Genomic DNA, 26,078 nt, shown 5'->3' with positions numbered 1-26,078 from the left:
AGGTTTATTCTGCATGATCATCTAATCCGTCCGTGCATATATAAAATATTGTAAGTCACAGGTATCTTGCCTTTTTCACCGAACAGTTCAGGGTAAAGCTCTACGAACTTCTGATATGAAGACTTTGAAGTAAATTTCTTTGCCCCTGTAAATGTCGCTCCGGTACCCTTCTGCTTTTGAAGAAATTCTTTAACTGAATCATAAAAGAGCACATATTCTTTCGTTTCAAACTCCACATCATACCCCTGCATTATTTCGATGTATTCATCACATGAACGCAGATCGTATACTGAGCCGAAACCTGTCATTTTATTAAGTATTGCCATCTCAGTAAAAGTGCCTTTTGCAAAAATAGAAAAACCGAATCTACCACCTGGCTTAAGAAGTTTCAGCATGTCCGGAATACTCTCCGCAGGATTCGAGAACCACTGGAGCGTTGACGAACCGGTGATGAGGTCAAACCCGCAACTAAGGGGGAGACGCTCCCCGTCTGCACAAATGTATAAGTTGTCCGGATGTTTCCCCATAGCCTCTTTAAGCAGGGGTTGAGAAATATCAACACATGTTGTTCTGGCATCGGGATATTTCTTATGGAGTTCGTCAGTATAAACCCCTGTCCCCGTGCCTATTTCAAGAATATTACTGTGACCGGAGGAAAGCTTTTCGGCAAGACAGGCGGCGACCATGCGCTGTATGTCACAGGATGAGTCATATGTGGAGCATGATGCGTCGAACGAACGCTTAATGTGTATTTTCATATCTTATGCTGTTTAAGTATCTCCGGCGGAATATAATGCCCCACCCCGTCCAGCTCAGTAAGCAGGCACGAAGTCTCCCACTGGATATCACGTGATGCTTCGATATCAACGATTACATCTTCTGCCCCGTGAAGAAGAGTGACTCCAGTCATATCCCACTCTATTTCTTCAATATTTGTGTTCATAAGAAACTTAAGCTGATGCATAAGTATATAAAATTGCCCCTCAACCATTAAGGGGATAACAGGGCTTTTACACCTCTTAAAAAAATCTTCAATAACTTTGTCCGGAAACTGGGCAAATTTTAGTACCATCTTTTCCAGAACTTTTGCAGGGGTATATTTGGTAAATTTTTTAAATGGTGCAGCAAGAACAATATTCTCAAAATTCGGACGCACAGGCTGGTCAAGCATGAGGTAAGCCCCGGTTGACCATGCAAAGAGGTTTCTTCCGCCCTCCTGCACCAGATCGTCAATGTCCCGCAGTGAATGCGTCACAAAAGGTACAACAAAATCGAACTCATCTGCAAAATCACCGAAAATCTCAGGATATCCGCACCAGCCGGATATAAATACATCTTTCATATACCCGCCTCTTTCATCTCTTTGAAGGCAGATTTTATCCTGTCCATTTCGTCCAGAACATCAAGACGAAGCGAGAGCCTCAGCCTTGCAGTGTTTACCGGAACTGTCGGTGGTCTGATGGCAGCCACATAAAGCCCTTTAGACAGTAAAAATTCTTTCGCCAGCAATGCCCGTTTATTCCCTCCGAGCACGACAGGGATGATCTGACTCATGCTCATTCCAGTCTCAAACCCAATCTGTGACAGATAAAAACGTAAATCCTCCGCAGCATCGAGGAGCCTGCCGCCTATCTCCGGTTTTTTCGCCAGATATTTCAGTGCACCAACAGAAGCACCGACAACAGCCGGAGGTAACGATGTGGAATAGATAAACGAACGTGCTTTGTTGCGCAGATAATCGATAATAACTTCGCTTGATGCCACATATCCGCCAAAAGAGCCCAGAGCCTTGCTGAATGTACCCATATGCACGTCAACCCTGTCGGCGAGCCCTATCTCGTGAGCATAGCCACGCCCACGCCCAAAAACACCAGTTGCATGTGCTTCGTCAATAATAATCATTGCGCCGTACTTCTCCGCCAAACTAACTATCCTGTAAAGCTGGCAGACGTCACCGTCCATGCTGAAAACAGTATCTGTGGCGATCACTTTCTCTTTTACGTCTTTATATTTTTCAAGCAGAGCCTCAAGGTCTGCCATGTCATTGTGTTTGTAACGGATGTGTTTCGCACCGGAAAGGCGGATGCCGTCAATGATGCTTGCGTGATTCAGTTTATCTGAAAAAACATGTGTCTCACGTCCGCAGAGTGATGTGTAAACGGCAAGGTTAGCCGCATAACCGGAGTTAAACACAAGAGCCCTCTCGCAGTTTTTATAACTTGCTGTTTTGCGCTCAAGATCATCATAGAGCTTATAATTTCCGGTTACTATGCGGGACGCACCGCTCGTTGTTCCGTACTGCCTCAAAGCTTTTTCAGCCTCTTCCCTTACAGATTCGACGCCGGACAGCCCCAGATAATTGTTCGAAGACAGGTTCAGGTATTGCAGCCCCCCTATTTCGACATATCGCCCAGCCCCTTCTGTCATGGCAGGCATTTCTCTGTAGAGGTCTTCGGCTTTGATCTTTTCCAGTTCTCTTAGTATTTTGTCTCTCATATCACGATAATATCAGAGCAGAAAATACTGTTCAATAATTATAAAGATTTAAAGAGCCAATTATTTTTTTTTAGGTTTAATATCCTTTGTCGATTGCTGATTCGCACTAACAACACGAAAACACTCTTTTTTAGAAATTAAGTCACTACTAGACATAGTATTACTTGCATTAATTTCACTAAAACCATCATAGAACTTATTTTTTTTATCTGACATTAAGCTTCTCCTATTTTACTGATCATAATATTTAAAAAATAAATAACACTTGCAAGGCACCCAAATATAAAAGGAAAATATTTAAACTTATCCCAAAAGTCTAACATTTCGATATCTTTAGCATTAGTCGGATTTGAAATAATCTCTAAAATTTGTTTCTTATTATAATAAAAGATAAGCAAGATAATTAAAATCGTAAATGCATATGAAGAAACTGCAATCAAAATAACAATACACGAAATATTATCAACTTTTATATTACTAGTTGAAAATAATGCGATATAAAAACCTATAGCAGCAATAGATATGCTTAATAAAGATTTATCGTGCTCCAATTCATTCTGAAAAAAAGCTGTCAAGGAAGCCTTATAAAGTTCATAGTCCTTATTCTGTTTACAAAATTTATCTTTACTCATTATTCACCTACATCCCTAACAAATAAAACTACACAATTTGCTACAATTTACAAGTTCAAATGTTAGCGTTTAATGACAAACAACATCTGATATGTTAAATTACTACGATGAACTCTACCGGAGTGAACCAGTCTTCCAACTGTTGAAACACTGCCATCTGAAAGATTGCTTCACCACACCAGAGACCTTTCCGGAATACCTAAGGAGTAAGATAAATGAAACCAGTTACGAACATCTGGCACCCCTGTACCCAGATGAAAGATCACGAAACATATCCGATAATTAAAATAGAGCGTGGCGAGGGTATATACCTCTACGACGATAAAAACAATAAATACATAGACGCAGTTTCAAGCTGGTGGGTAAATATTTTCGGTCATAATAACCCAAGACTGAAAGACGCAATCAAAAACCAGCTGGACAAGATCGAACACGTGATTTTTGCAGGGATAACCCACGATCCGGCATTAAAACTGACTGAACAGCTCCTCAGCGTTACACCTGAAAACCTGACAAAAGTTTTCTACGCCGACATAGGCTCCGCTGCTGTGGAATCAGCCATGAAGCTCAGCTACGGCTACCGTAAAAACAATGGAGTCACTTCTAAAAAACGCTACCTATACCTCGACTCCGGATATCATGGTGAAACACTAGGCGCACTTTCTGTCTGCGGAGAAGAACTTTACACAGAGCTATACGGCGACATAATGATTGAAAATATCCGTGTGCAGGGTCCTGACTGCTACAGGTGCCCATACGGAAAAACTCGAAATGAGTGCTCCGCCCAGTGCTTTGAGCATATGGAACGTACCATAGAGAAACACGCAAACGAAATAACAGCGGTTATAATTGAACCGCTTCTTCAGTGCGCGGGCGGAATGAAGATGTATCCGCCGTTATATCTGCAAAAACTTTGTGAGGCTGCAAAAGCTTACGACATACATACCATATTTGACGAAATAGCCTCAGGCTTCGGTCGCACCGGCACAATGTTCGCCCTTGAGCAGGCAGGCGTTCAGCCGGACTTCATTTGTGTCTCGAAAGGGCTGACGTCCGGTTATCTGCCTATGTCCGCTGTGCTCACAACAGACGAAATATACTCTGCATTTTATGATGACTACACAACCCTAAAAGCATTCCTGCACAGTCACAGCTTTACAGGGAACCCCCTCGCCTGCGCTGTAGCAAACGAAACAATGAAGATGTTCAAAGAGCTGAATATCATAGAGGAAAACAGAAAAAAATTCCCTGTCATGCATGAATATATAAATAAAAAGTTCAAAGGACAACCGCACGTTGGCGAGATAAGGCACCTCGGCTGTGTCTCTGCCGTTGAGCTTGTTAAAGATGTGAAAACAAAAGAGAGCTTCGACTGGAAAGACCGGACAGGATTTCAGATATTCCGTAAATCAATCACAAAAGGAGCATACCTGCGCAACCTCGGGGATGTAATATACTTTATGCCGCCATATGTGATAACAGAGGATGAGATGATTAAGTTAGTAGACATTGCCCACGAATCAATTTTTGAGGTGCTTTAGATGAAAAAAATATATATAACCGGAACCGACACCGAGGTCGGAAAAACATACTTCAGCGGTCTTCTGTGCAGACATTTGGTTCAAAGCGGTAAAAAGGTCTGCTATATCAAACCTGTCCAGACAGGTTATCCAGCCGATGACGATGCAAAAACAGTGCAGGAGATGTCCGGAGCTGACTGCCGTGTTCTATATACTGCAGAGCCGCCAGTTGCTCCATACATAGCATTTGAACAGTTTCCTTTCGAGGAGACGGTTGAAACTATCAATTCCGTGTCCGGCTATGACTGGCTTATTGTCGAGGGGGCTGGCGGAATAATGGTTCCTCTGGATGATGATTACATGAACTATCATCTGGCTAAAGAGTGCGGGCTTTCATGCATAGTCGTTGTCCCCAGCAGACTTGGCTGTGTAAACCATGCCCTCTTGAACAAACATTTTCTGGAGGCAGAAGGGATAAATTTCGAGGGTTTTGCTGTCAATAACCATTATGTGACAACAAAATTTGACAACTTCAACATATCCATGCTGAACGACCTGACCGCTCACTCAGTCAGGTACGTTTTCAGCAAAGATTTCGAATATATAAATGACTAACGACAATTTACCAATTTAAACGCGCAGGTATTCTCTGACCCCAGCGATATCACTCAGACTCAGAGAGCTGTCTGCACTTGCGCTGTTAGCTCCGGCTACAGCTTCATGCAGCTCATCCGGCTCAATAGAATTCAGGGCTTCAATATATCTGTTTGCAACCTCAAGAGCGCTGATCATCCCCTCTTCAGATTCAGGGATAGGCATGCCCTGTGAGTCCATGTTAAAATATTTTTCTTTTGCAATCTCTTTCATCTCTTCAAGCACAACATTCTTGTCATTGAAGTCATAACCAAGAGCAGTAAGAGCTTCAGGAGCATACTCTTTCAGAGCGGTATATGCTTCTTCAGAAAGCTGGACAGAGTCTGAAACAGACTTTGCCTTTTCTTCACTCTCTTTGGTCAGATGCGACGCAAGAGGTTCAACATCGGTTGACTCAACGGCTGTGCTTGTTTTTGAAGACTGGTAAAATACCCCGTTCACGATCATATTATTCCCCCTTTCAGGTTTCAAAGGTTATTAAGCATTCTTTGTGCCAGAAAATACGGAAAATTTTTCACCTTTATGCAGATTCTTCTGTATCACTGTCGTCCGAGGAAGACTCTTCCGCATCTGTTTCCTTTTCATCTTTAGCGGAAACTGTTTCATCAGCGCTTAGATCATATCCAAGTGCCTCCAGAACTTCAGGATTTGTCTCTTTGAGCACAGCATATGCCTCTGCTGAAAGCTGTACTTTGTCCAGAAGCGAACTGGAAGACGATGTTGATGTTGTTTCAGATGAATCTGCATCCTGATCATAGCCAAGAGCAGTTAGAAGGTCGGGGTTATTTTCTTTAATAGCAGCATAAGTTTCCGCAGACAAAGAAACTGAATCAAATGAACTTTTTGAGCTACTGTCATCGTCTGTCAGGTAGTCCACAAGTGATTTCTGCTTGGCTGATGTACTCTCAACAAGTTCAGAGTAAGCCGAAGCGTTATAGTTCGTGGTGATGTACATTTTTTCCTCCTTATTTCTATTTTTCATAGATATAAGCAGGAACAGTGCCATAACAGACAATAGATTATGTTTTAAATATGCTTATGCGGTAAAATGACTTAGCAAAAGAAAATTAAAAAATCAGTTCTCCAGCGGTTTAAAAAATTCTGCCATTTCCGCTAAAGTCTCTTTCGCAGGTTTTGCGTATTTAAAGTCTTTGGGAATGTCTATACCTTTCCCCTGTATAAATGCCTGAAAATTTGTACCAAATCCACCATCCGGCATAATGAGAGCTTTGATAGATGCTTTAGACAGATCATTTTCAGCTTCGTTTATCTCGTCAAGAATCCCCGACTGTACGAGAAAGAGCCACTGAGGCATATACGCCATAGGTTCAAGTCCTTTTTCCGCACCGTAAAGAGAAAGAGAAGTGAAATCCACAAAAGCGGTAATATCCTGATAGCCTATCCGGTCAAAAAAATCATTATTCTGAGTGTGATTGTAATAACAGGTAACTGTGCCGTCACGCCTGTAGGACTGATAAAGCATAGGAGCTTCAAAACCATAATCGATGGTCAGCATAACACCTTTGGTTATCTTGTCCGCCATTGCTTCGATAAAACGGCGGAGATCAAGGTTAATATCAACTATCTGGGTCTCTGTCACTTTCAGGTTAATAGTATCAAGGAAATCCTGCAATTCAGGAGTAGAAAGCTCCCCCGGATTAAAACGGAGAGCACCGTCTATCTTTTTAACGTAAAGTTCTTTAAGCTCACCGTCCATACGGATAACCCTGTGAACAGGGAATGCATCAACGAGCTCATTAGAGTAGAAAACACCCTTAAAGTCGTCCAGCTCTTCGAATCTGATCCACTTAACTTTACCCGTATGTGCCTTATCCAAAAGTTCTTTCTGGCGCTCTATAAGGTATCCGCTCTTTTCTATTATAAGGTAGTCAAGACTTTCGTAGAATTTCGGCTCCCGCTCTTTAAGAAAGTTAAGAATGTCATTCGCCAGCATACCCGAACCTGCACCCATTTCACAAAAACGGTGTTCAAGCTTTAAGAGCTCAGTCATATACACAAAGGAACGTGCAAGGGTTCGCCCGAAGGATTCTGACGCATTTACAGAAGTATAAAAGCTCCCCTGCTGACCGAATGGATTCTGTTTCTGGTAATAGCCAAGCCCTTCATGGTAAAGAGCAATATCCATAAACTCAGCAAAGGTTATCTGACCTTTTTCACTGATAAGCTGTTCTACGTATTTTTCTAATGTGTTATCTAAGTTATTGTCCACTATCTGACTCTGAAATTTAATATTATTTCTGCGGATTCTGACTGCTCCGACAGAACGGCATTAAACTTTAATTTCTTCACAAAGTCAATGGCAAGACGCTCAATCTGTGAGTCTGTACTGTTCAAAAGCGTTATGGAATAGGTGTTCCCTTCTCTGTCAACTTTAAAACTGAGACGCACAGACGTATCTGCGGTGAGAGAAAAAGTCGGTTTATCCGGAGTATTGGTCAGTTTTCTGTTTCTGTTCAGGTTCTTTATTACAAAGAAGTCTCTTGCGCTGGCATCCGTTCCAGTTACATCAGACTGGATACCTTCCCCTGGCTTATTTGCCTTCTGGAATTCATCTGAAGTTGATTTCAGCTCTTTCAAAAGCTCCTTATCAGGTTTCAACCTGCTGGTATTTTCAAGCCTTGTCACATTGAGATCAGGTATTTTAACATCCAGCTCTTTTGTATCTGCGATATCCGGAATATCGATATCCGGTACAGTAAGAGCGGGAGCTGTAGCCTCGTTAGTTTCTGCGTTTTTGCTAACTGCACTTGAGCCGGTCTTCTGGACAGGAGCAGGAGGAAGCTCCCTTATGGAAGACGTAATTATCTCAACATCCACTATCCTCTTTCTGGGCTTAAGTATAAGGTCAAACCCCGGTACCGCTCCCAGAATAAGAAAGTGAACCAGCATAGATATAAGCAGTGCCGGCAGAAATCTGAGTAACATTTATTCCTCTTCTACAGCTATAGCAAATTTATCGAAACCCGCCTTGCGGCTGGCATCCATAACAAAAACGACCCTACCGTGAGTCACGTTTTTGTCAGCTTCTATAATGACAGTGCTTTCCGGCTTGCTCTTCTTCATCTGTGCAAGATGTTTTTCCACAGCATTTTCAGGGTATGCTTTACCATCGATGTTTATCACACCGGACTGAGTAAGCACCACGCGTATATTCTCACTGACGCTTGTTTCGTCCCCTTTTGCAGCGGGAAGATTTACGTCGATAGAGTTTGAGTAGATAAACGTAGTGGACACCATGAAAAAGATGAGAAGCAGGAAAACTACGTCAATAAGAGGTGTAAGGTTCACCTCTATATTATTATTATTGTCTCCCTTTTTGGAAAATTTCATTTAAGCCTCTTTGAATATCTGGTTGATTATTTCACTTACTGCTCTCTCAAGTTCGATCATAACACGGTCGGAACGAAAACGGACAATATAGTAAAAAACAACTGTCGGGATTGCTACAGAAAGCCCCGCAGCCGTTGTTATAAGCGCTTCAGAGATACCACCAGCCAGAGCCTGAGCATTGCCCACACCCTGCTGACCGATAACGATAAACGTTTTTATCATACCAAGAACAGTACCGAGCAAACCGAGCAAAGGTGCTATGCTTGCGATTGCCTGCAAGGTCGGAAGAAAGCGTGTCAGCCTGTTCGACTGAAATCTACCTGACTCCTCAACAGTTTCCATAAGACGCTGAAGAGGCAGATCAAGGTTTTTAAGAAGGTCTGTGCAAACGTTTGCAAGAGCAGAGCCGTCCTTCTCACACATTGATATCGCTTCTTTCGTATCATTATTCTGAAGAGCCTGCTTAATCTTCTCTTTAAGAAGAGCAGGAACATATCTGGATGTACGCAGGGTCACAAGCCTCTCCAGAAAAACAGCCAGTGCGAGCACAGAAAGAAAAATAATAGGATACATCAGAACCCCGCCCTTCTGTATCAGCTCCATATTGAAATCAAGCATAAAGAATCCTCCTTTATCATCTCTTCATTGCTTTGAGTTTTTTCTCAAGTACAGGGATGTCGTCATTACGTCCCATTTTTTTGTAAGCTTCTATAGTCATCTTAAGGCTTTTAGCACTATATTCAGACGTCGGGAAAAGATAGTGGCTTTTCATAAATTGAATCGCAGCTTCCTCGTATTTTCCTTCATTATAGCTTATTACACCTATGTAAAAATAAGCAGCAGCTAAACCAGCCGGGTTTTTATCTGCTATCATTTCATCAAGCAGCGCCCTGTTTTCAGCCAGCTCTTTCTTATCAAGCGTGGCAAGATATCTGTCTAGTCCTGAATAATATCTTACTGTATCCTGCCCTTTGAAGTAATTGACAGCGCGCAGTATATCAGCCGGAGTGCTGTAAAGGTCAATAAGCTTACTGTATGACAAGTCACGGAACCTGCCGGAATTCTTTGTCATATCTTCGAAAATGGCAAGAGCCTGTTTAGGTTTAGTGGTTTGAAGACACTCGGCTTTCAGAAAAAGAGCATCATCGCTTTTCCCTTCGCTCAGCATAACTTCAGCATCGTTAAGGCATTGTGTTATACGCCCCGTATCACGGAAAAGCTTCCCTCGCAGCAGGTACGCATCATTTTTATATGCAGAGGTGAAAAAGCTGTCAAAAAAGTAGTTAAGAAGAACTGTGGCGAGCTTTGTATTCTTCAGCTCTAAAGCCTGAACAGCCGTCTGGTAGACAAGGAAATCTTTCTTATCGAAATTCTCTTTTACTTCTGTAATACGTCTTGAAGTCTCTTCAAACTTCGCCCCGTCGTTCATGGCTGTATAGGTTGAAAGCAGTCCGTTCCATGCATCGAAACTGTTTTGTCCGTTTCTGATTATCACATTATAAAGCTTTGCGGCATCCGTAAGCTTCCCAAGCGAAAAGAGTGACTTCGCTCTTATGAGGCTGTATTCAGCCTTACCATCAGTCAGTTTCAATACCTGACTATACTGACCATTCAGGAAAAGATGCTCAAGGTAGCTGCTGATAAACTCTTCATCTTTATTATAATTACGGAAGATCGTCCCCGCTTCATAAAAGTTGCCCAGCTTCAGCCAGCAGAGCATAGCCAGATAATCACTGTCACGCCCCTTGTGCTTAATAAGCTTCAGATAATCCAATGCGTCGCCATACTTCTTTTTATGAAAAAGGACAGTGGCACGGATAAGTGCTGCATCATCCCCTTTAACATTATCAACATTTACCCATGCAAGTTCGTATTTCTCTTTTGCTAGGAAAATCCTTGATTTAAGCACTTTGCAATAATCTGTTTTGCATGTGGTGAGCAGCATAAGAGCGTCATCATACGCCCCTGCTATATATTTCATCTGAGCCAGCATATATTTGCTGACATTAATTTTTTCTTCATCCGAGCTGTTCTCTATATATTTAAGGAAATATCTCTCCGCTCTGTTCAGGTCCAACGTTGAATAGGCAAGTCCTCTGTAATAGTAAGCGAGTTCGGAGAGCTCAGTGTTAAAAATAACAGCGTCAAGATAACGTATTGCAGTCTTACTGTCGCCAGACGCCAGATAGTATACTCCGGTGTAAAACTTCAGGTAATCGGCATTGATTCGGCTTTTGAAGTTAAACTGGGAAAGGAATTCAAGGTTCATCTTTGGATAGGATTTGCCTATGTAGTAATAAAACAGGTTAAGCATATCCTCGTCATTGTCCAGCTCGCTTAATAATTCACCCGCGCGAACAAGATCACCTTTAAGCACAGCAGATTTAGCCATCAGAACGCGTTTCACAGAGCCCTGTTCCATTCCGGAAATCAGACCGTCCGCAGAAGCTCTGTCCCCTTTGACAAGGTACGCATCTGCAACAAGCCCGACAGTATTGGGTGTGCTCCTGTCAGCGTCTTTTATTACATCATCGAAACCGCCCTGAGAGTATCTGGCAGTTATATAAAAATCATAAAATCTGCCGTCCTGCGAAATAATATCTTTATTCGCATCAAAGGTTTTAACAAGACGGTCAAAGCGTTTGAGATTCAGAAGCGAGTATAGCCACCCGTAAAGGGTATAAGGTGTCTGACTTTCAAGTGAGCCGGAAAAGATATCCATCTCTTCATAAGCTTTCATGTTCAGCATATATTCGGCTACTCTGTCTGCCGCAACAGTTCTATAACCTTTGCCGTTTCTGGCAGTATTTTTAAGTATGTCAAGGGACTGGGATATTGACCCTGTCTCCATCATAGCAAAAGAATAGACAAGTCGGACTTCCTCTTCAAAAGACGTCCCCTTTATCTTTTTCTCGTAATATTTATTATAGGATTTTATAACATCAAGATATTTGTGATCCAGATATGCCTTGACGATATTATTCCGGTAAGCCCTGTCCCCTACGAAAACAGAAGATAAAGACGTACCTATTCCTCCGGAATATATACCCCCCGGATCTTCACTTTTATAATCTTTTGTTTCGCCGGTTTCGAGCCTGAAGCCCTCCTGGCGGAGATATGTGTCAAAGTCAGATTTCACATTAAAAGATACTGAGATATTCTTAAAGGATGGTCTGATGCTGAAGTCAGAGATTTCTTTACCTGTGAAGGCAAAACCGGGCACCTCCACTTCAGCATGAGATATCGAAAAAATGAATATAGTTAAAAAAATTACTATAATTTTCTTCATGTTTATCAGTTTGTACTCTCTGACTGTTCAGGTGATGTCGGGTTAGCGCCTGAGCACCCACCATCGCATCCAACGATACCGCTGAAAGCTGACACAATTAGAACAGCAAGTATGAATTTCCTAGCTAAACTCACCCTTACCCTCCGTATCTTTTAATTGATCGTACATCCTGTAGTCTGTCATATCAAACATAAGAGGCGTAACACTGACATACCCGTTCTCAACCATGTATTCATCACTTTCGGGTGTCACATCAATCTCAACCTTCTCCCCGGTGAGCCAGTAATAACTGCCTCCTCTGGGATCAGTACGTTTGGCAAAAGTGTCAAGGTATTTGGAGTTCCCCTGTCTGGCAAACCTCCATCCTTTTATCCTCTCTTTAGACAGCGCAGGAACATTTATGTTCAGTACAGCATTATCAGGAAGTGACGAGCTGTACATATACTTAGCAAAATACGCCCCTATTTCAGCAGAGGTCGTAAAATCATATTTCTCTTTAGTAGCAAGGCTTACCGCAACAGAACGAACTCCCATCATGGCCCCTTCAGTAGCAGCAGAAACTGTACCGGAATAAATAACATTAGTAGCGAGATTCGCTCCGTGATTTATACCGGAAACAACAAGATCGGGTTTCCTGTCCATAATATCGCTTATGGCTATCTTCACACAGTCAGCAGGCGAGCCTTTTATCCCGTATCCGAAAAATTCGCCGAATTTATAAAAATCCACAACACGGAGAGGATCAGCAACAGTTATTGCGTGCCCGACAGCAGACTGTTCGGTTATCGGCGCAACTACAGTAACGTCTGCTATCTCCGTCAGTTTTTTATAAAGAGCATAAATCCCTTCAGAGTAAATTCCATCGTCATTAGCAAGAAGTATTCTCATTAGTAAACCCCTGAACAAGTTAGCCTAAATACCTTTTTTTATCAAGGTGCAAACATGCCAGTAATAAGTATGTAAATTAAAAATTAATGTCAAAAAAAGGGGCGACATCACCCCTAATATAATCTCATATTTTATTGTAAAAAGATACTCAGATCATTGACAAAAGTTCTTTACAGGTCTTCTCTATACCTTCTGCCACTTCAACAATGTTCTGTCCGAGCATATACGCAGGTGTTGTGACTATTTTATTTTCTCTGTCCACCACGAATTCAGATACCGGACACTCAACATGTTCACTGCCAAGCTTCTCTATCCCAGCGGCGACAGCCTCTTCGCTACCGATAGTGAGCTTGCTCTTCACACCTGTCTCTTCGAGAGCCTTTGCAACAATAACAGGAGCAATGCATATTGCAGCTAATGGCTTACCCGCTTCAAGTGTTTTCCTGACAAGCCTTAAAACATCTGGATTTATCTGACAGTCCGGACCGTCCACAGCAAAAGTGGTAAGATTTTTGGCTGCACCAAATCCGCCCGGTATCGCAAGAGCATCAAAATCAGACACGTCAACATCAGCCATATCTTTAATGTCTCCCCGTGCAATGCGTGCTGCCTCCACAAGGACATTTCTGCTCTCTCCCTCTGCGGGCTCGCCTTTCAAATGATTAATAACGTGCATTTGTTCGACATCAGGAGCCATCATAATAACTTCGGCACCGTTTTTCTGAAGGAAATACAGAGTAAGGACTGATTCATATATTTCAGATCCGTCAAATACTCCGCATCCGCTCAGGATCACACCAATTTTAGCCATAATAATATACCTCTGCTGAGTTATTTTTAATGTCTTTAAAGTTTAACAGTTGAGATACCCCAGTGCAAATTTTAATTGGAAAAACAGGTTCCGGCAAGGTCTTCCACTTTGTTCACAGGTAAAAGGATGCGGCTGATCTCCGGATGTTCTGAAAGCATACTGCACAAGGACGAAATATTATCGTCACTCAGCTTTTTGGAATTGCTGAATGAAATTCTCTGTACTTTCATAAGTATACGTGAAGAAGCATCAACTTCATCTTTAAGATTGTCAGCCATCTGACCAACTAAATTTAATGCATCATCACGGACAAGATTCAGTTCGCCCGCTATCTGGTCGTGATACCCCATAACAGCAAGGTAATCGAAACCGAATTCAAGCATTGAGCCGATACTTTGCGAATACCAGCTCATCCCTTTACGCTTTTCCAGCGGTGTCTCATAATAAACATTCCCCGCAAAAACCAGATCAGGGTTAACTTTCATACTCTCTATCTTAAGACTTTGGTAAAATTCCATCATTTTACTGTTTTTCCATTCAGTCCAGGGGAGAAACGTGTCAGGGCAACCGCCCGGCACTTTAGTTATACCGTTTCCGCCTGTGCAGCCGAAAAGCTTATTATATGAAAGCTTTATACCGGTATCATCTTCGTAGGCTTTTACCGCATACGGTGACGCACCCTCTCTGTATCTCAATATAAAATCATCCTGAAAAAGTATCCCGTCTATGTCATAAAAGGCTAGATCACGAAAAAGCTTCTTAACTCTCTCAGCTGCCTCCGGTTGAAATATTGACATGCCATAGCCGTCCGCAAGCCCGCCCTTACGAAACTCTTTCTCCATATATAGCGGTTTTTTAAGAAATGATAATGATCTTGTCGCCATCCACGCAAAGACCTTCATATCATATTTTCGGGCAGCAGATACTGCCTCTCCGAGGACATCACGAATAACACATGCAGAATCAGTTTTAAAATAAACACCGCTTTTGCACTTTTCGTTTGTGTCCAGATAGTGGTATCTGTCTATGCTATTATGAAAAACACGCAGAAATACGGAGTCTATCCCCCGCTCTTTTAGCCCGGCAAAGAAGTTGTCAATATTCCCATCATATTTACTATCCAGAACAAACACCTGTACACCATTAAGCGCAGGATAGCTCTGGGCAAAAGAAGACCCCGCCACTATGAGCAGGGTCAGCAGTATAAAAAGTTTTTTTAACATTATTTTTTCATTGGATAGGGCTTGTGATTTGTTCTCTTCGCAATTTCAGCAGACTTAACCTTTGCTTCCTGATAGCTAACCCCGTTGTAGCAGCGCACTCTGTACCACACGCCTTTTTCACCAAGATCAGCCTTAACGATGAAAACATCCGGAAGTATCTTACTGAGCTTTGCCTTTTCATTTTCGGCATATTTAATATTTTTAAAAGAAGCGATCTGCACAGCGTAATCACCTGTTGTAGCTTTTGCTGAAAGCTTTTCAAGAGGACTTACAGCTTTTGACGGTGCTGGTTTAGCAACTGGCTTAGAAGTTTTCGCAGCAGGAGCCTTAGTAACTTTTTTAGGTGCAGGCTGTTCTTTTTTTACACTCGGCTTTATATCTATCGGCGGCAAAGGAGCCGGCTTAGTCTCCGGTAAAGGTTTCGCTTCCGGAATTTTAAGCTCCTGATCTGCCTTCTGCTCGTCCATTTTGTCTAAATTGCCTTTTTCATCAATAACATACTCAGTGCTTTCACCCGCTTTAGGGTCAGTGAGTTTTTCATGAGGAAGTAAATCCTCAAGGTTTTTGTCATTCTTAGAGCCGGAGAAATTAACCTTATCTGCAAAGAATGCAACGCCGGTCACTATCACGGTGAACACGATGAAAAATACTATAAATAAAATAATAGTATTGCCGAAACCTTTGCTGACAATCGGCTTATCACCGGCAGGCTTCTTTTCTGCCGAAGCTTCAGTAGAGTTGTCTTCGTTTTTCTTTTTGCCAAACACTTTTTACATCCTGTCAGGTGCGCTGACACCAAGCAGTGCCAGTCCGTTTCTGATGGTGTTACCTACAGCCTGCGCAAGGGTGAGCCTTGCAGAGGTAAGGTCTTTGTTATCACTGTTTAACATTTTATTGTTAAAGTAGTAACTATGGAACATCGCAGCCAGCTCCTGAAGGTAATAACCAACCCTGTGGGGCTGTCTGTTCCGTGCGGACTGTTCCAGTACATTTATATAATCGTAAATCTTTTTAATTAACTCAAGCTCTTCTTTTGAATTAAGATTATCAAGTCCTGCGCAAATTTCATAGGCTATATTTTCTTCAGCCGCCTTACGAAGAACAGACTGCACTCTTGCATGGGCATATTGGATGTAGAAAACAGGGTTATCCGACTCACGTTTTTTCGCAAGAGCGATGTCAAAATCAAACTGAGCTTCATAGTCCCTCATAGAGTAAAAATACCTTGAAGCATCACTTCCGACCTCGTTAATAAGCCAGTCAAGCTCTATAAATGACCCTGCTCTTGTAGACATCGAAACACGTTCGCCGCCATTAACAAGGTTTACCATCTGGATGAGACTCACAGCAAACTCTCTGTCTTCGTACCCGATAGCCTCGATTGCAGAGCTAAGCCGTTTCACATATCCGTGATGGTCAGCTCCCCAGACATCTATTGTAGTTTTAAAACCGCGGTCATACTTGTTTTTATGATACGCAATGTCAGACGCAAAGTAAGTATATTCACCATTGCTCCTTTTAACAACTCTATCTTTATCATCGCCAAACTCAGTGGACTTAAACCACAAAGCACCGTCCAGTTCATAGATGAATCCTCTCTCTTTCAGATAATCAAGACTTGCCGGTACATCGCCGTTTTCGTAAAGTGATTTTTCGCTGAAATACTCTTCCATATCAACTTTAAAGTTCTTAAGAGTGTTGGCAATATTGGCGGTAATATCCTTCAGCCCTTTCTTAAAGCAAACATCTGTCCCTTCTTTCTCAGGCATTTCTGCAATTTTGTGCCCGTGTTCCTCAAAAAGTTCTTTAGCAATATCTATAATATATTCACCATGATATCCGTCTTCGGGAAAAGGGATCTCCCCCCCTGCAAGTTCCATATACCTTACATATATGCTCTTACCGAGGTTATTCATCTGATTTCCGGCATCGTTAACGTAATATTCTGTATGGACGTCAAAACCGGCAGCAGCAAGTATTTTTGCGAGACTGTCGCCGTATGCGGCATTCCTGCCGTGCCCGACATGGAGAGGACCTGTAGGGTTTGCACTTACAAACTCCACCATCGTCTTACGTTTTTGCCCCATATCGCTCTCAAAAAAGCTGTCATCTGTCGCTGCCCGTTTTACCACATCATGATAAAAACCGTTATCTATAAAGAAATTGATAAAGCCCGGCATAACGGCCTCAGATTTTTTTATCATCGGGTGCTTTACTCTCTCACAAAGTTTTTTTGCAATATCCATAGGTTTTGTACGGAATATTCTGGCAGATTTCATTGCAGCATTAGCTGCAAAATCTCCGTGTTCAGAGTTATTTGGGACTTCTATTGTATATTCTGGAACGGAACCCTCAAGTCCGTTCTCTTTGATCATATCTTCAATTGCTGTGTCCAGAAGGGACTGAAGAATCTGCTTCAAACTGAGCCTCCTCAATAATATATGGAGGAAATATTATCAGCTTCCGCCGCGTAATTCAACTATACCTTTCATATATTTTAAGTTGCATATGAAAATTATACTGTTATGATAGCTATGTAATTCAGCAATTTACTGAATTTATTTATATTAGGTGTGTCTGATGCCCGCAGATAGATTTACCAAATTTGTTAATCAACAACCCGTACTGGTTAAAACCCTGAATGCTGTTCATGAAATGACCATGGTACTTGATGCCGATAGAAAAATTATCTTTTTCAATGAAAAATTCGAAAAATTCTCCGATCAACACCAGCTTTCTGCAAAACTAGGGCTACGTCCCGGAAATGCCTTTAACTGCATACACGCGGTAAAAGGCGATGACATGTGCGGAACTACAGATTTCTGTAAATACTGCGGCGGTAATGAAAGTATTGAGAAAAGTTTAAACGGGGAAGCTTCTTTCAGTGAATGCCGTATCGTCGGGACAAACGGTAATGCATTTGATCTTGAGGTGAGCGCATCCCCTCTCCTGATTCAGGATAACCTTTTCACCTTATACTGCATTCAGGATGTGAGCTCTGAAACACGTAAAAATCTTCTGGAAAGGATATTTTTCCATGATATAAATAATATCGTGAACGGAATAAGCCTTATAGCCGAAATCATGTCAAACCAGTGCGGTGTTAAAAGCAAAGGAGACACAGAGAATATGGCTCTCCTGATATCTGCGATGGATACTCTTAAAAACGAAATACAGGCTCAGCGCATAATAACCATGGCAGAAAAAGACGAACTTAAAGTTAATCCTGCGAAAATATGCACAAAAGAAATTCTTAAAGATGTATGCGAATTTTTAAAAAGCAGCATCATCGATTATGGTGTGGATATCAAATGTCTTTTCACAGCTACAAATACACATATTCAAACTGACCCAGTCCTGCTGAAACGCGTGCTTATAAATATGATAAAAAATGCCTGCGAAGCATCCACCAAAGGGCAACAGGTAACAATAGACTTTGAGCGTTCCGGCAGCGTTGTCACTTTAAGCGTAAACAATAAAACAGTAATGACCGAAGATGTTAAAAGCAGCATATTCAAAAGATCATTCACAACCAAAGAAGAAGGGAGCGGTCTTGGGACTTACAGCATGAAACTGCTGACTGAAAGATATCTTAAAGGTCGTATCTATTTCACCTCCATTGCAAATGAAGGCACGACATTCTTCATTGAAATCCCTGTCACCCTACAAGATTGACAATCAAACCAAGCATATCATCATATGTTCTGACTGATGAGGTGTTGGCACTGAAAGCGTTCTTTGTAACTATCATATCCACAACCTCTCTTGCGTAATCGACATCAGAAACCTCAAGCATTCCTGACCTCAGCATGTAAAGGTTTTCAGGTATTTTGTTACCATAGCTGTCATAAACATCTATTTTCCCGCGGAACTCACCGTCAACAGTGAAACTGCCGTCTTCGCCCACAGAAAGACTTTCTGCGGATTCTCCCGGTTTCACAACATCCTCAAGGAGTTTACGTCCGCCACTGTCAACCACATCCCCTTCAGCATCCAGATAAAATACTCCATTTCTGGTATAGGATGTGCCGTTGTTGTCTTCCAGCCTGAACTGCCCGGATCCGTCAATAACAAAGTCAAGAGTTCTGCCAGAACTGATAGTATATGATAAATCCTGATTCTGCCTTATAGAAGAGATACTTACTCCACCCTGCTCCATCTCGTTAAGCTGGAGAGTATTACTTTTAAAATAAGGCGTATTTATATTGGCAACATTATTGGCAGTATTTATCAGCGAATTTTTATAGACTGAGATGGCATTTGCACCAGTATAAAGCCCCTGCATCATTTTCAACTCCTTCTATAATATAGTGACAATTCTACCAGAAATTCAATGGATTATTAACCAAATACCCGAGATAATCAATTTGTAAGGTGTTGCTTTTATAACAATGTATGTTTATATTGACTCATTATACACAGTGGTTTTAAGCGAATACCAGAACTACTATGATATCACAACAAGCCAAGGAGTTATTAAATGCAAAACCTAAGTGATGACAAGCTCAGAGAGCTCATAAAAAACGCCAAGACAATAGTTATTGTCGGTGCATCAAACAAACCCGAAAGAGCCAGTAACGGCATTATGAAATTCTTAATTAAAAACGGTTATGATGTTACCCCAGTTAATCCTATCGAAAAGGAAGTTTTGGGTATCCCTACATATGACTCTGTTGAAGATGTCCCCTTTGAGCCGGACGTTGTCGATGTTTTCCGCCAAAGCGCATACGCACCGGAGATAGTTCGTGCTGCTGCGGGTAAAAACGCAAAACTTATATGGCTTCAGGAAGGTGTAGAGTCTGTTGAAGCAGCACAAATTGCCAACGTTGCGGAAATCCCTTTTGTTCAGGATAAGTGCATCTTCAAAGAATACCTCAGGCTGGGGCTTGCCGGAGATAAGTAAATATGCTCAAACACCTTTTAGTGTTAATGTTGATCCTAGCATCTATTAGTGCAGTGAGTGAACCGCTTAAGGTCGGACGCTCTGCAAGTGACCCGGCAAACGGACTGGTAAATCTGCAAAAACTAAGTGAACAGGTCATTGAAGAGCTAAAAGGTAAACATTATGATTCATATAAAATATATAATGCTGAAAATGCAGACGTACCTGAGCTTATCAGTATAATTAAAGATAAGAAAATTGACATAATGGTAGAATCTTTGTATTTCGCCTCCATCATTGCTGATAATACAAATATGGAGCCAGTGCTCCTTGTGAGCAGAAACGGTAGTGTTTATATCAAAGGTTTTATAGTCACAAGAAAAGACTCAGTAATACACAGCGTAAATGACCTAAACGGGAAAATTGTAACCGTAATAAACACGGAATCAGTCCCGGCATTTCTCCTGCCTAAAAAAATGATCGAATCAACAGGGTTAAAATTTCGAATGGTACAGTCCGCAGATTCTCCTGTGACAGAGAATTCGGTCGGATACTATGTTACTAACGACAAAGCGCAGGCTGTCAACAATGTTTATCTGAAAAAAACTGACGCAGCTATAATCTGTTCCGGTGTCTGGGAAAATGTGAAATTTATGCCGGACTTTATAAAAGATAATTTAAAAATAATAGGAACTACTGAAAGCGTCCCCGGGATATATCTTCTCATCAGGCGGGATATGGAAAAAGCAAAAAAAGAAAAACTCATCAACATATTTCTTACTATGTATCGCACAAGCAGAGCAAAAAACGTATGTGATCTGGATGGTTTTCATAAAATAGACTTTGATTGGAAAACACTTTTTCAGAACCTGAAATGAACTTATCAGTTAGGATTTTAAGTGAGGAAATAGCACATATCTTTCTTGACATATCCTTGTTAAAGCTGTATAAACCCCTTTACCACAATTTGGTATTGCCGAGGTGGTGGAATTGGTAGACACGCATGATTCAGGTTCATGTGCTGGATAACAGTGTGGGGGTTCAAATCCCCCTCTCGGCACTCTAAAAGAGCCCTATTACTAATTAGTTAGTGATGGGGCTTTCTTGATTCTGACAGTATTCTGACAGATTGTGCCCGCCAGACTGTAAATCATGCCCCGAATTTGAGAGGAATGAGCCGATTTTCGGCTGTTGAAATTGTACTGATTTAACGTATTTTGCGTATCGGGTTATGAGTGTCCCGACATTCTTGTGTCCCATCCTTTCAGCGATATGTGCGAGGTTATCGCCAGCCAGAATAGACAGACTTGCGTGGGTGTGTCTGCATTGATAGATAATGCGGTAGGCAATCCCCAGCTTCTTCAGCATTGGTTCCCATACTTGCTTCATGATGTTGTCCGATGATACCCAAGGATCACCGTACTGATTGCAAAAGATGAAGTCAGACTTCATAAAGGTATACTGCTTATGGTTTCTGAGAGCCTTCATAGCCTCATCAGTGAGAGGAACTATCCTTTTAGACGCTTTGGTCTTCGGAGTGTCCAATCGCTTCTCTGTGAAGTGTTCTTTAACGTGGTAAGAGCAGAACATCTCATCAAAGTTTTTCCATTTCATAGCCAACACTTCGCCGATTCTCATTCCAGTATGAAACAAGATCGTGAACATTGCATGAAACTTAGGATTGTTCTTCTGAAGATGATTCAGAATTGCCTGAACCTCTAACTGATTGAACGGCTCGATCTCTGGTAGTTCCAGAGTGAAGTTCTTAACCCTATCCATTACGTTATGCTCGATGTAGCCCATTTCATAAGCATAGTCGAAAATACGCCTTAAGGGTGTGAGCTTGTTGTTTATACTCTTCTTTGAAAGAGGCTTATCTAACAATTCAAACTTATAGTCATCCACCAAAGACTTTGTGATATTCTGCATCTCATAGATTGCAAAATAGTCAAGTATTGACTTTAGGGAGTTCATATAGTTTCTGAGAGTTGTCCGTTTAAGCTCTCCTGCTTTGTGTAAACGCTCAACATGCTCTTTCCACTCTTCCGCAACCTCTGCAAAAGTCTTGTGACTCTTCCTCACAGAGTTAAACAGCCGACATTTCTTTGAGTTTGGAAACCACTCAGCATATTCAAAGTTGCCATCAAGAATAGCTTGCTCTAGCAACTTCGCCTGTCTTTCTGCATACCTCCGACCTTCTTTGTTGGCCTGAACACTCAAATACTCTCGACATCTCACATCACTATAGTAGAAATCTAAGAGTAGTCGGTCTTTGTCTTTACGCACTCGCACAGTTTTGGTCTTAACTTGTGCCATAAATACCTCCTTCCTCTTATTTTATAAATTTTCCATCCTTGATACGAGCATAAATTGCAGATTTCTTAAATCTGATATCAGCTTGTTTGGAATCACCAAATTTCACATATTCTTTTGGGTGAAAAACCCCTAAGCTTTTCCAGTTCTGTAACGTCTTAACAGACATTTTTAACTCTCGTGCTAATTCCTCATAAGTCAGGAGTTCTTCTTGAGTGTGATTATTCATGACTTAACTCCTTCTTTTTATTACATACAATACTTATGATGTTATCCAGTCTCTGCACTTGAGCAGTTTTATTACCAAAAGATTTCGTATTATTGTAGCTACTTATAAATCTTGCTCTCCAATTCCCTGTTTCTGAGATATTGGAAGTTGCAAAGTCTTTATATATTGTTTGCGCTACAGAATTTGTTACAGGATCATCAAAGAATTGCTCTCCCCTTTCAAAAAACTTTTCAAGCCCCGCAGCCCCAGGATGACTTGTGACAGCATCTTTAAAAACTTGCCATTGTCCTTCTGCAGTATAAGAATTGCCTTGTGTTGCTTCGTATATGAATTGCGCCGTTTCTCGTATTTCCGCAATTGAAGGATGCCATTTTGTATTCTGAACTAAGTAGATACAGGCTTTTTGAAATTGATCATCATCAAGATCTAAAAGCGATGCATACCAAATTTCAATATTAAACCTTTTGTCCAGATTAACTTTATCTGAACCTAGTAACACAGAAAGGATTTTAATACCTTTTGCAAATGTATGCTTAGTGAGAGTCATATAGAGGTGGTCCCAGAAATCTGTACAATATGCTAAGGTGGAAAAAGCATATTGGAGGATCACACGATGTCAAAAACAAAACGTACCCGCTACTCAGCCGAGTTTAAATCAAAAGTAGCTCTTGAAGCTCTGAGGGAAGAACTGACCTTATCGGAATTATCAGCCAAGTATAATGTTCATCCGAACCAGATTTCTAAATGGAAGAGTGAAGCCATCAAAGGAATGTCGACAATCTTTTCAAATAAGTCCAGCAAGTCAGAAGAAATGTCAGAAGCAGAAATAAAGGATCTTCATGCAAAAATAGGACAACTAACGGTGGAACGAGATTTTTTGCAACGAGCCTTCGGGAAACGGTAAGCATATCCCGGAGGAAGTTTATGATAGAAAATTCTGGAAGCAAGCTCTCAATTAGCAAGCAGTGCCGGCTTCTTAGTATCAGTCGCTCCAGCTTTTATTATCAAGAGTCTGGAGAGTCTGCTTTAAACCTTGAACTTATGCGTATTATAGACGAGCAGTTTATGATGACGCCTGACTTCGGCTCCAGGCAGATGTCAAAGACTCTCCGAAGGTATGGATACAATGTTGGTCGTAAGCGTATACGCAGACTGATGAATAAGATGGGGATAGCTGCTGTTTATCAGAAGCCTAAGACCAGTAATCCTCATCCTGCTTGCGTATTCCGGTGTAATTGGACACTGAATCCGGAAATGACTGGACAGTGATTCCGGTTTTGATTGGTCAGTTTGAATTCAGTTAATCTTCCTACTCCTCTTAAATATCTAAATGTCCATCTTTGGTCAAGCTTTCAGTGGTAACTCTATTCATTTTTCATGTTAACAGAGCTCTGCTCTTTCTCTTTCCTGAGCGACTCGCCAGTAAGCTGTAAGTGTTCGGCGTTATGCACAAGCCTGTCACATATGGCGTCAGCGATAGTGTGATCACCTATGATGTCATGCCATTTATCAACAGGTATCTGAGTAGCGATAATAGTGGACCTAGCGGAGTAGCGGTCTTCCATGACCTCAAGGAAGTCCTTCCTCTCATGGTCGTTGAGAGTATCAAGCCCCCAGTCGTCAACTATCAGTACGTTTACCTTGGACAGCTGAGTAAGCACCTTTACGTAAGAACCATCTGTTCTTGCCACCTTAAGCTCCTGAAGGAGCCTCGGAAGTCTGACATAGAGGGACTTTATTCCGTTTCGGCATGCGCTGTTGCCGAGAGCGCAGGCGATATAAGTCTTCCCAACTCCAGAGGCTCCGGTGATTATGATATTCCTGTGTTTGCGAACCCAATCATTCTTGCCAAGCTCCAGCATCATCTGCTTTGTAATGTTCCTGCCGTTCCTGTACCGAATGTCCTCTATGCAAGCACCAGTATACCTGAGTTTAGCTTTCTTTAGAAGCAGGCTGAGCTGTCTGTCTTCCCTGTACAGAGACTCATGTTCCAGAAGGATTCTCAGCCTCTCATCGAAACTGAGCTCATCCACCTCCAGCATCTTGCGCTGTAGCTCATACGCCTGAATGAATCCTTTAAGTCTGAGCTGTGTCATCATTTCCGTTAGTTCCATATTCAATCATCTCCTTTTATACGGTAGTACTCATTGCCCCTGATATTCTCATGGACAAGATTCTTTCTTGGTTCTCCTTCAAGGTAGTGTATTTTATCCAGACCTTTTTCAAGGATAGACTTAATGCTGTTATATCTGACAGTGCCGCTCTCCAGAACCATACGGCATGCCTTCTCAAGTCTTTCCGGCGGGTAATACTTCGAAAGCTTAATAACACCCATACAGCTCTTGTAAGCCTGTTCCGGAAACTGCCTGCTGTCTATAATGGCATCTATTGCTTTGGCGGTGTACACTCCGGCTGTCTTTGACGCCCATTTGTTCATTCTCTCTGGTGTCCAGCCTGAGGCGACGAACTGATGATTGGGCGGCATGTGGGCGGCAGAGGTAGCATAGTATCCACGCTTAAAAGACCGAGGGTGTGATGCTATACATTTATTCTTATGCAGTATCTGAACTATCCTGCTGTTGTATTTGATATCTACAGTTTCGCCCATAAGTCGCCATGGGACACTGTAGTGAGCATCTCCAATCTGCACATGATAGTTGAAATTCACCTTGGCTTTTTTCCAGCTGTACTGTTCGAATCTTTCAAATGGGAGAGGTTTCAGTGCAGGCTGGTCTAATTCTTTGAACAGCTGTCTGCGGGATGACTTCATGTGCTGCATGGGTCTGTCGTTAAGATTTACAAGCTCTTCCGCCACTGCGCTGTTGAGTTCCTGTATGCTGTTGAATGTGCGGTTACGGAGTACAGCAAGGATACGGCGCTGAACGTTAAGTACGCCGTTCTCTACTTTACCCTTATCCTTTGGTTTACCTGGTCTTGCGGGGACAACTGCGATGCCGTAATGCGCCGCCATGTCTGCGTAACCGGGATTTATATCAGGATCGTAAAAGCATGGGGACGTTACTCCAGACTTAAGATTATCCGGCACTATGCATTCAGGAACGCCGCCGAAGAAATCGAACATCTTTACATGGGCTTCTATCCAGAACTCTTTCGTCTGGTCAGGAACACATACCGCATAGGTGTATGAACTTGCTCCTAAGGTCGCTACAAAGAGATCTACTGATGTCACCTCGCCTGTTATTGGATTTACGATCTCAGGCTTGTAACCGGAGAAGTCTACAAATACCTTCTCGCCTGCTTTATGATTAAACCGCATCGTCGGATTAATCTTTTTACTCCACTGCTGATAGTGGTAAGAGAACTGGGAACGGCTGTAGCCTCCGGGATTCTCACGAATATACTCTTCCCAGAGAAGCTGAAGAGTCACCCCTTTGCGCTTAAGCTCTTTGCAAAGGTACTCCATATCCGGCATTGGGCGGGAGTATACTGGCTGATCTGGTTCTTTGGGGTAAAAGATTGACTCAAGCTTCTCGTCCGGAAGCTCGGCAAATGTTTCATAAGGTATGCCTGAATCTATGTACTTGTTGATGCATCCGCCTGCTGTCGTTGGTGATACATTGCAGGCTTTGGCTATCTGACGGTTGCTGAGACCGCCCAGATTGTAAAGGCGGATTACTTCACGAAGATATTTCATTGTTAACCTTCCTTTCTTGCGTCGTCGCATCTGTCTCTCCTGTTTTTGAGACAGATTCTATAGGCTCGGAAGATTAACGTAAAATTCAATTCAAATGATAAAACAGGACACAAATACAAATCCGGCTGTTGCACT

The 26,078-nt window shown here is 42.0% G+C and carries 31 protein-coding genes and 1 tRNA gene; 8 read left to right on the top strand and 24 right to left on the bottom strand.

Annotated elements, in window-relative coordinates; translation table 11 throughout:
- Positions 1-17: 17 nt before the first annotated feature.
- The 5 genes from DACET_RS05605 to DACET_RS05590 are packed head-to-tail and all read right to left on the bottom strand — an operon-like array spanning position 18 to position 3,128.
- Positions 18-758, bottom strand: coding sequence for a methyltransferase domain-containing protein (locus tag DACET_RS05605; protein ID WP_013010410.1), 741 nt, complete (start codon positions 756-758; stop codon positions 18-20).
- Entirely contained in the window at positions 755-1,342 is a 588-nt protein-coding gene (locus DACET_RS05600; RefSeq protein WP_013010409.1) for an alpha/beta hydrolase, read from the bottom strand. Before DACET_RS05600 ends, DACET_RS05605 begins: the two co-directional genes overlap by 4 nt.
- Positions 1,339-2,496 carry an 8-amino-7-oxononanoate synthase gene (bioF, locus tag DACET_RS05595; protein WP_013010408.1) on the bottom strand — a complete coding sequence of 386 codons (1,158 nt, stop codon included), beginning with the start codon at positions 2,494-2,496 and terminating at the stop codon, positions 1,339-1,341. The genes DACET_RS05600 and bioF overlap by 4 nt, the downstream gene beginning before the upstream one ends.
- A 60-nt stretch (positions 2,497-2,556) precedes the next feature.
- The gene (locus DACET_RS16240; protein ID WP_013010407.1) at positions 2,557-2,712 is read right to left on the bottom strand and encodes a hypothetical protein; all 156 of its coding nucleotides are present in this window, start codon (positions 2,710-2,712) and stop codon (positions 2,557-2,559) included.
- The gene (locus DACET_RS05590) at positions 2,712-3,128 is read right to left on the bottom strand and encodes a hypothetical protein (RefSeq protein ID WP_013010406.1); all 417 of its coding nucleotides are present in this window, start codon (positions 3,126-3,128) and stop codon (positions 2,712-2,714) included. Before DACET_RS05590 ends, DACET_RS16240 begins: the two co-directional genes overlap by 1 nt.
- 215 nt (positions 3,129-3,343) lie before the next feature.
- On the opposite strand from DACET_RS05590, the gene bioA reads away from it, so the two are divergent.
- Both bioA and bioD read left to right on the top strand, forming a co-directional pair.
- On the top strand, positions 3,344-4,669 hold the full coding sequence (gene bioA, locus DACET_RS05585; protein WP_013010405.1) for an adenosylmethionine--8-amino-7-oxononanoate transaminase: 1,326 nt from the start codon (positions 3,344-3,346) through the stop codon (positions 4,667-4,669).
- Positions 4,670-5,263 (top strand): dethiobiotin synthase, encoded by a 594-nt coding sequence (bioD, locus tag DACET_RS05580; RefSeq protein ID WP_013010404.1) that lies wholly within the window; start codon positions 4,670-4,672, stop codon positions 5,261-5,263. It abuts the gene before it with no gap.
- A gap of 15 nt (positions 5,264-5,278) precedes the next feature.
- On the opposite strand, the gene DACET_RS05575 is transcribed toward bioD, so the two are convergent.
- From DACET_RS05575 to argS, 13 genes are all read right to left on the bottom strand, one after another.
- Complete coding sequence (locus tag DACET_RS05575) at positions 5,279-5,749, bottom strand: hypothetical protein (protein WP_013010403.1); 471 nt, start codon at positions 5,747-5,749, stop codon at positions 5,279-5,281.
- Between the two features lie 73 nt (positions 5,750-5,822).
- Positions 5,823-6,257: a hypothetical protein gene (locus tag DACET_RS05570; protein ID WP_013010402.1), complete on the bottom strand. Its 435-nt coding sequence runs from the start codon at positions 6,255-6,257 to the stop codon at positions 5,823-5,825.
- Positions 6,258-6,377: 120 nt separating this feature from the next.
- Positions 6,378-7,532, bottom strand: a complete 1,155-nt coding sequence (locus DACET_RS05565) for a class I SAM-dependent methyltransferase (protein WP_013010401.1) — start codon at positions 7,530-7,532, stop codon at positions 6,378-6,380.
- Positions 7,532-8,248, bottom strand: coding sequence for an energy transducer TonB (locus DACET_RS05560; RefSeq protein ID WP_013010400.1), 717 nt, complete (start codon positions 8,246-8,248; stop codon positions 7,532-7,534). The genes DACET_RS05565 and DACET_RS05560 overlap by 1 nt, the downstream gene beginning before the upstream one ends.
- Positions 8,249-8,653 (bottom strand): ExbD/TolR family protein, encoded by a 405-nt coding sequence (locus tag DACET_RS05555; protein ID WP_013010399.1) that lies wholly within the window; start codon positions 8,651-8,653, stop codon positions 8,249-8,251.
- The gene (locus DACET_RS05550) at positions 8,654-9,271 is read right to left on the bottom strand and encodes a MotA/TolQ/ExbB proton channel family protein (RefSeq protein ID WP_013010398.1); all 618 of its coding nucleotides are present in this window, start codon (positions 9,269-9,271) and stop codon (positions 8,654-8,656) included.
- A 16-nt stretch (positions 9,272-9,287) separates the two neighbouring features.
- Positions 9,288-11,942 carry a tetratricopeptide repeat protein gene (locus tag DACET_RS05545; protein ID WP_013010397.1) on the bottom strand — a complete coding sequence of 885 codons (2,655 nt, stop codon included), beginning with the start codon at positions 11,940-11,942 and terminating at the stop codon, positions 9,288-9,290.
- Between the two features lie 5 nt (positions 11,943-11,947).
- A complete protein-coding gene (locus DACET_RS16650; protein ID WP_013010396.1) occupies positions 11,948-12,076 on the bottom strand; it encodes a hypothetical protein in 129 nt (42 codons plus the stop codon).
- Positions 12,063-12,830 (bottom strand): 5'/3'-nucleotidase SurE, encoded by a 768-nt coding sequence (surE, locus tag DACET_RS05540; RefSeq protein WP_013010395.1) that lies wholly within the window; start codon positions 12,828-12,830, stop codon positions 12,063-12,065. Before surE ends, DACET_RS16650 begins: the two co-directional genes overlap by 14 nt.
- 148 nt (positions 12,831-12,978) lie before the next feature.
- The gene (gene elbB / locus DACET_RS05535) at positions 12,979-13,641 is read right to left on the bottom strand and encodes an isoprenoid biosynthesis glyoxalase ElbB (RefSeq protein ID WP_013010394.1); all 663 of its coding nucleotides are present in this window, start codon (positions 13,639-13,641) and stop codon (positions 12,979-12,981) included.
- 71 nt (positions 13,642-13,712) lie between these two features.
- Positions 13,713-14,864, bottom strand: coding sequence for a poly-beta-1,6-N-acetyl-D-glucosamine N-deacetylase PgaB (locus DACET_RS05530; protein ID WP_013010393.1), 1,152 nt, complete (start codon positions 14,862-14,864; stop codon positions 13,713-13,715).
- Complete coding sequence (locus DACET_RS15465; RefSeq protein ID WP_013010392.1) at positions 14,864-15,631, bottom strand: SPOR domain-containing protein; 768 nt, start codon at positions 15,629-15,631, stop codon at positions 14,864-14,866. The genes DACET_RS05530 and DACET_RS15465 overlap by 1 nt, the downstream gene beginning before the upstream one ends.
- A gap of 3 nt (positions 15,632-15,634) precedes the next feature.
- A complete protein-coding gene (gene argS, locus DACET_RS05520; RefSeq protein WP_013010391.1) occupies positions 15,635-17,284 on the bottom strand; it encodes an arginine--tRNA ligase in 1,650 nt (549 codons plus the stop codon).
- Positions 17,285-17,444: 160 nt separating this feature from the next.
- Here argS and DACET_RS05515 point away from each other — a divergent pair, with 160 nt between their 5' ends.
- The gene (locus DACET_RS05515; protein WP_013010390.1) at positions 17,445-18,539 is read left to right on the top strand and encodes a sensor histidine kinase; all 1,095 of its coding nucleotides are present in this window, start codon (positions 17,445-17,447) and stop codon (positions 18,537-18,539) included.
- Here the strand turns inward: DACET_RS05515 and DACET_RS05510 are convergent.
- Entirely contained in the window at positions 18,523-19,152 is a 630-nt protein-coding gene (locus DACET_RS05510; protein WP_013010389.1) for a flagellar hook-basal body complex protein, read from the bottom strand. The two genes, DACET_RS05515 and DACET_RS05510, sit on opposite strands and share 17 nt — an antisense overlap.
- 192 nt (positions 19,153-19,344) lie before the next feature.
- Here DACET_RS05510 and DACET_RS05505 point away from each other — a divergent pair, with 192 nt between their 5' ends.
- The 3 genes from DACET_RS05505 (at position 19,345) to DACET_RS05495 (ending at position 20,806) form a co-directional block, all read left to right on the top strand.
- Entirely contained in the window at positions 19,345-19,767 is a 423-nt protein-coding gene (locus tag DACET_RS05505; protein WP_013010388.1) for a CoA-binding protein, read from the top strand.
- Positions 19,768-19,820: 53 nt separating this feature from the next.
- Positions 19,821-20,624 carry a phosphate/phosphite/phosphonate ABC transporter substrate-binding protein gene (locus tag DACET_RS05500; RefSeq protein ID WP_211204107.1) on the top strand — a complete coding sequence of 268 codons (804 nt, stop codon included), beginning with the start codon at positions 19,821-19,823 and terminating at the stop codon, positions 20,622-20,624.
- A gap of 97 nt (positions 20,625-20,721) precedes the next feature.
- A tRNA-Leu gene (locus DACET_RS05495) sits at positions 20,722-20,806 on the top strand.
- Positions 20,807-20,829: 23 nt separating this feature from the next.
- Here DACET_RS05495 and DACET_RS05490 read toward each other — a convergent pair.
- From DACET_RS05490 to DACET_RS05480, 3 genes are read right to left on the bottom strand one after another with little or no spacing between them, the layout of a single operon-like run.
- On the bottom strand, positions 20,830-22,062 hold the full coding sequence (locus DACET_RS05490; RefSeq protein WP_013010386.1) for a tyrosine-type recombinase/integrase: 1,233 nt from the start codon (positions 22,060-22,062) through the stop codon (positions 20,830-20,832).
- Between the two features lie 16 nt (positions 22,063-22,078).
- Positions 22,079-22,288, bottom strand: a complete 210-nt coding sequence (locus DACET_RS05485; protein WP_013010385.1) for a helix-turn-helix transcriptional regulator — start codon at positions 22,286-22,288, stop codon at positions 22,079-22,081.
- Positions 22,281-22,835: a hypothetical protein gene (locus DACET_RS05480; protein WP_013010384.1), complete on the bottom strand. Its 555-nt coding sequence runs from the start codon at positions 22,833-22,835 to the stop codon at positions 22,281-22,283. The genes DACET_RS05485 and DACET_RS05480 overlap by 8 nt, the downstream gene beginning before the upstream one ends.
- A gap of 66 nt (positions 22,836-22,901) precedes the next feature.
- On the opposite strand from DACET_RS05480, the gene DACET_RS05475 reads away from it, so the two are divergent.
- Positions 22,902-23,192: an IS3 family transposase gene (locus tag DACET_RS05475; RefSeq protein WP_013009985.1), complete on the top strand. Its 291-nt coding sequence runs from the start codon at positions 22,902-22,904 to the stop codon at positions 23,190-23,192.
- 20 nt (positions 23,193-23,212) lie between these two features.
- Entirely contained in the window at positions 23,213-23,557 is a 345-nt protein-coding gene (locus tag DACET_RS05470; protein WP_083772352.1) for an IS3 family transposase, read from the top strand.
- A 95-nt stretch (positions 23,558-23,652) separates the two neighbouring features.
- On the opposite strand, the gene istB is transcribed toward DACET_RS05470, so the two are convergent.
- The gene (istB, locus tag DACET_RS05465) at positions 23,653-24,402 is read right to left on the bottom strand and encodes an IS21-like element helper ATPase IstB (RefSeq protein WP_013010082.1); all 750 of its coding nucleotides are present in this window, start codon (positions 24,400-24,402) and stop codon (positions 23,653-23,655) included.
- 2 nt (positions 24,403-24,404) lie between these two features.
- Entirely contained in the window at positions 24,405-25,973 is a 1,569-nt protein-coding gene (gene istA, locus DACET_RS05460) for an IS21 family transposase (protein ID WP_013010083.1), read from the bottom strand.
- Between the last annotated feature and the right edge of the window lie 105 nt (positions 25,974-26,078).

The sequence above is a fragment of the Denitrovibrio acetiphilus DSM 12809 genome, from assembly GCF_000025725.1.
Taxonomy (GTDB): domain Bacteria; phylum Chrysiogenota; class Deferribacteres; order Deferribacterales; family Geovibrionaceae; genus Denitrovibrio; species Denitrovibrio acetiphilus.
Note: the sequence above shows the minus strand (reverse complement) of the source record. Positions and strands in the feature narration are given on the sequence as shown.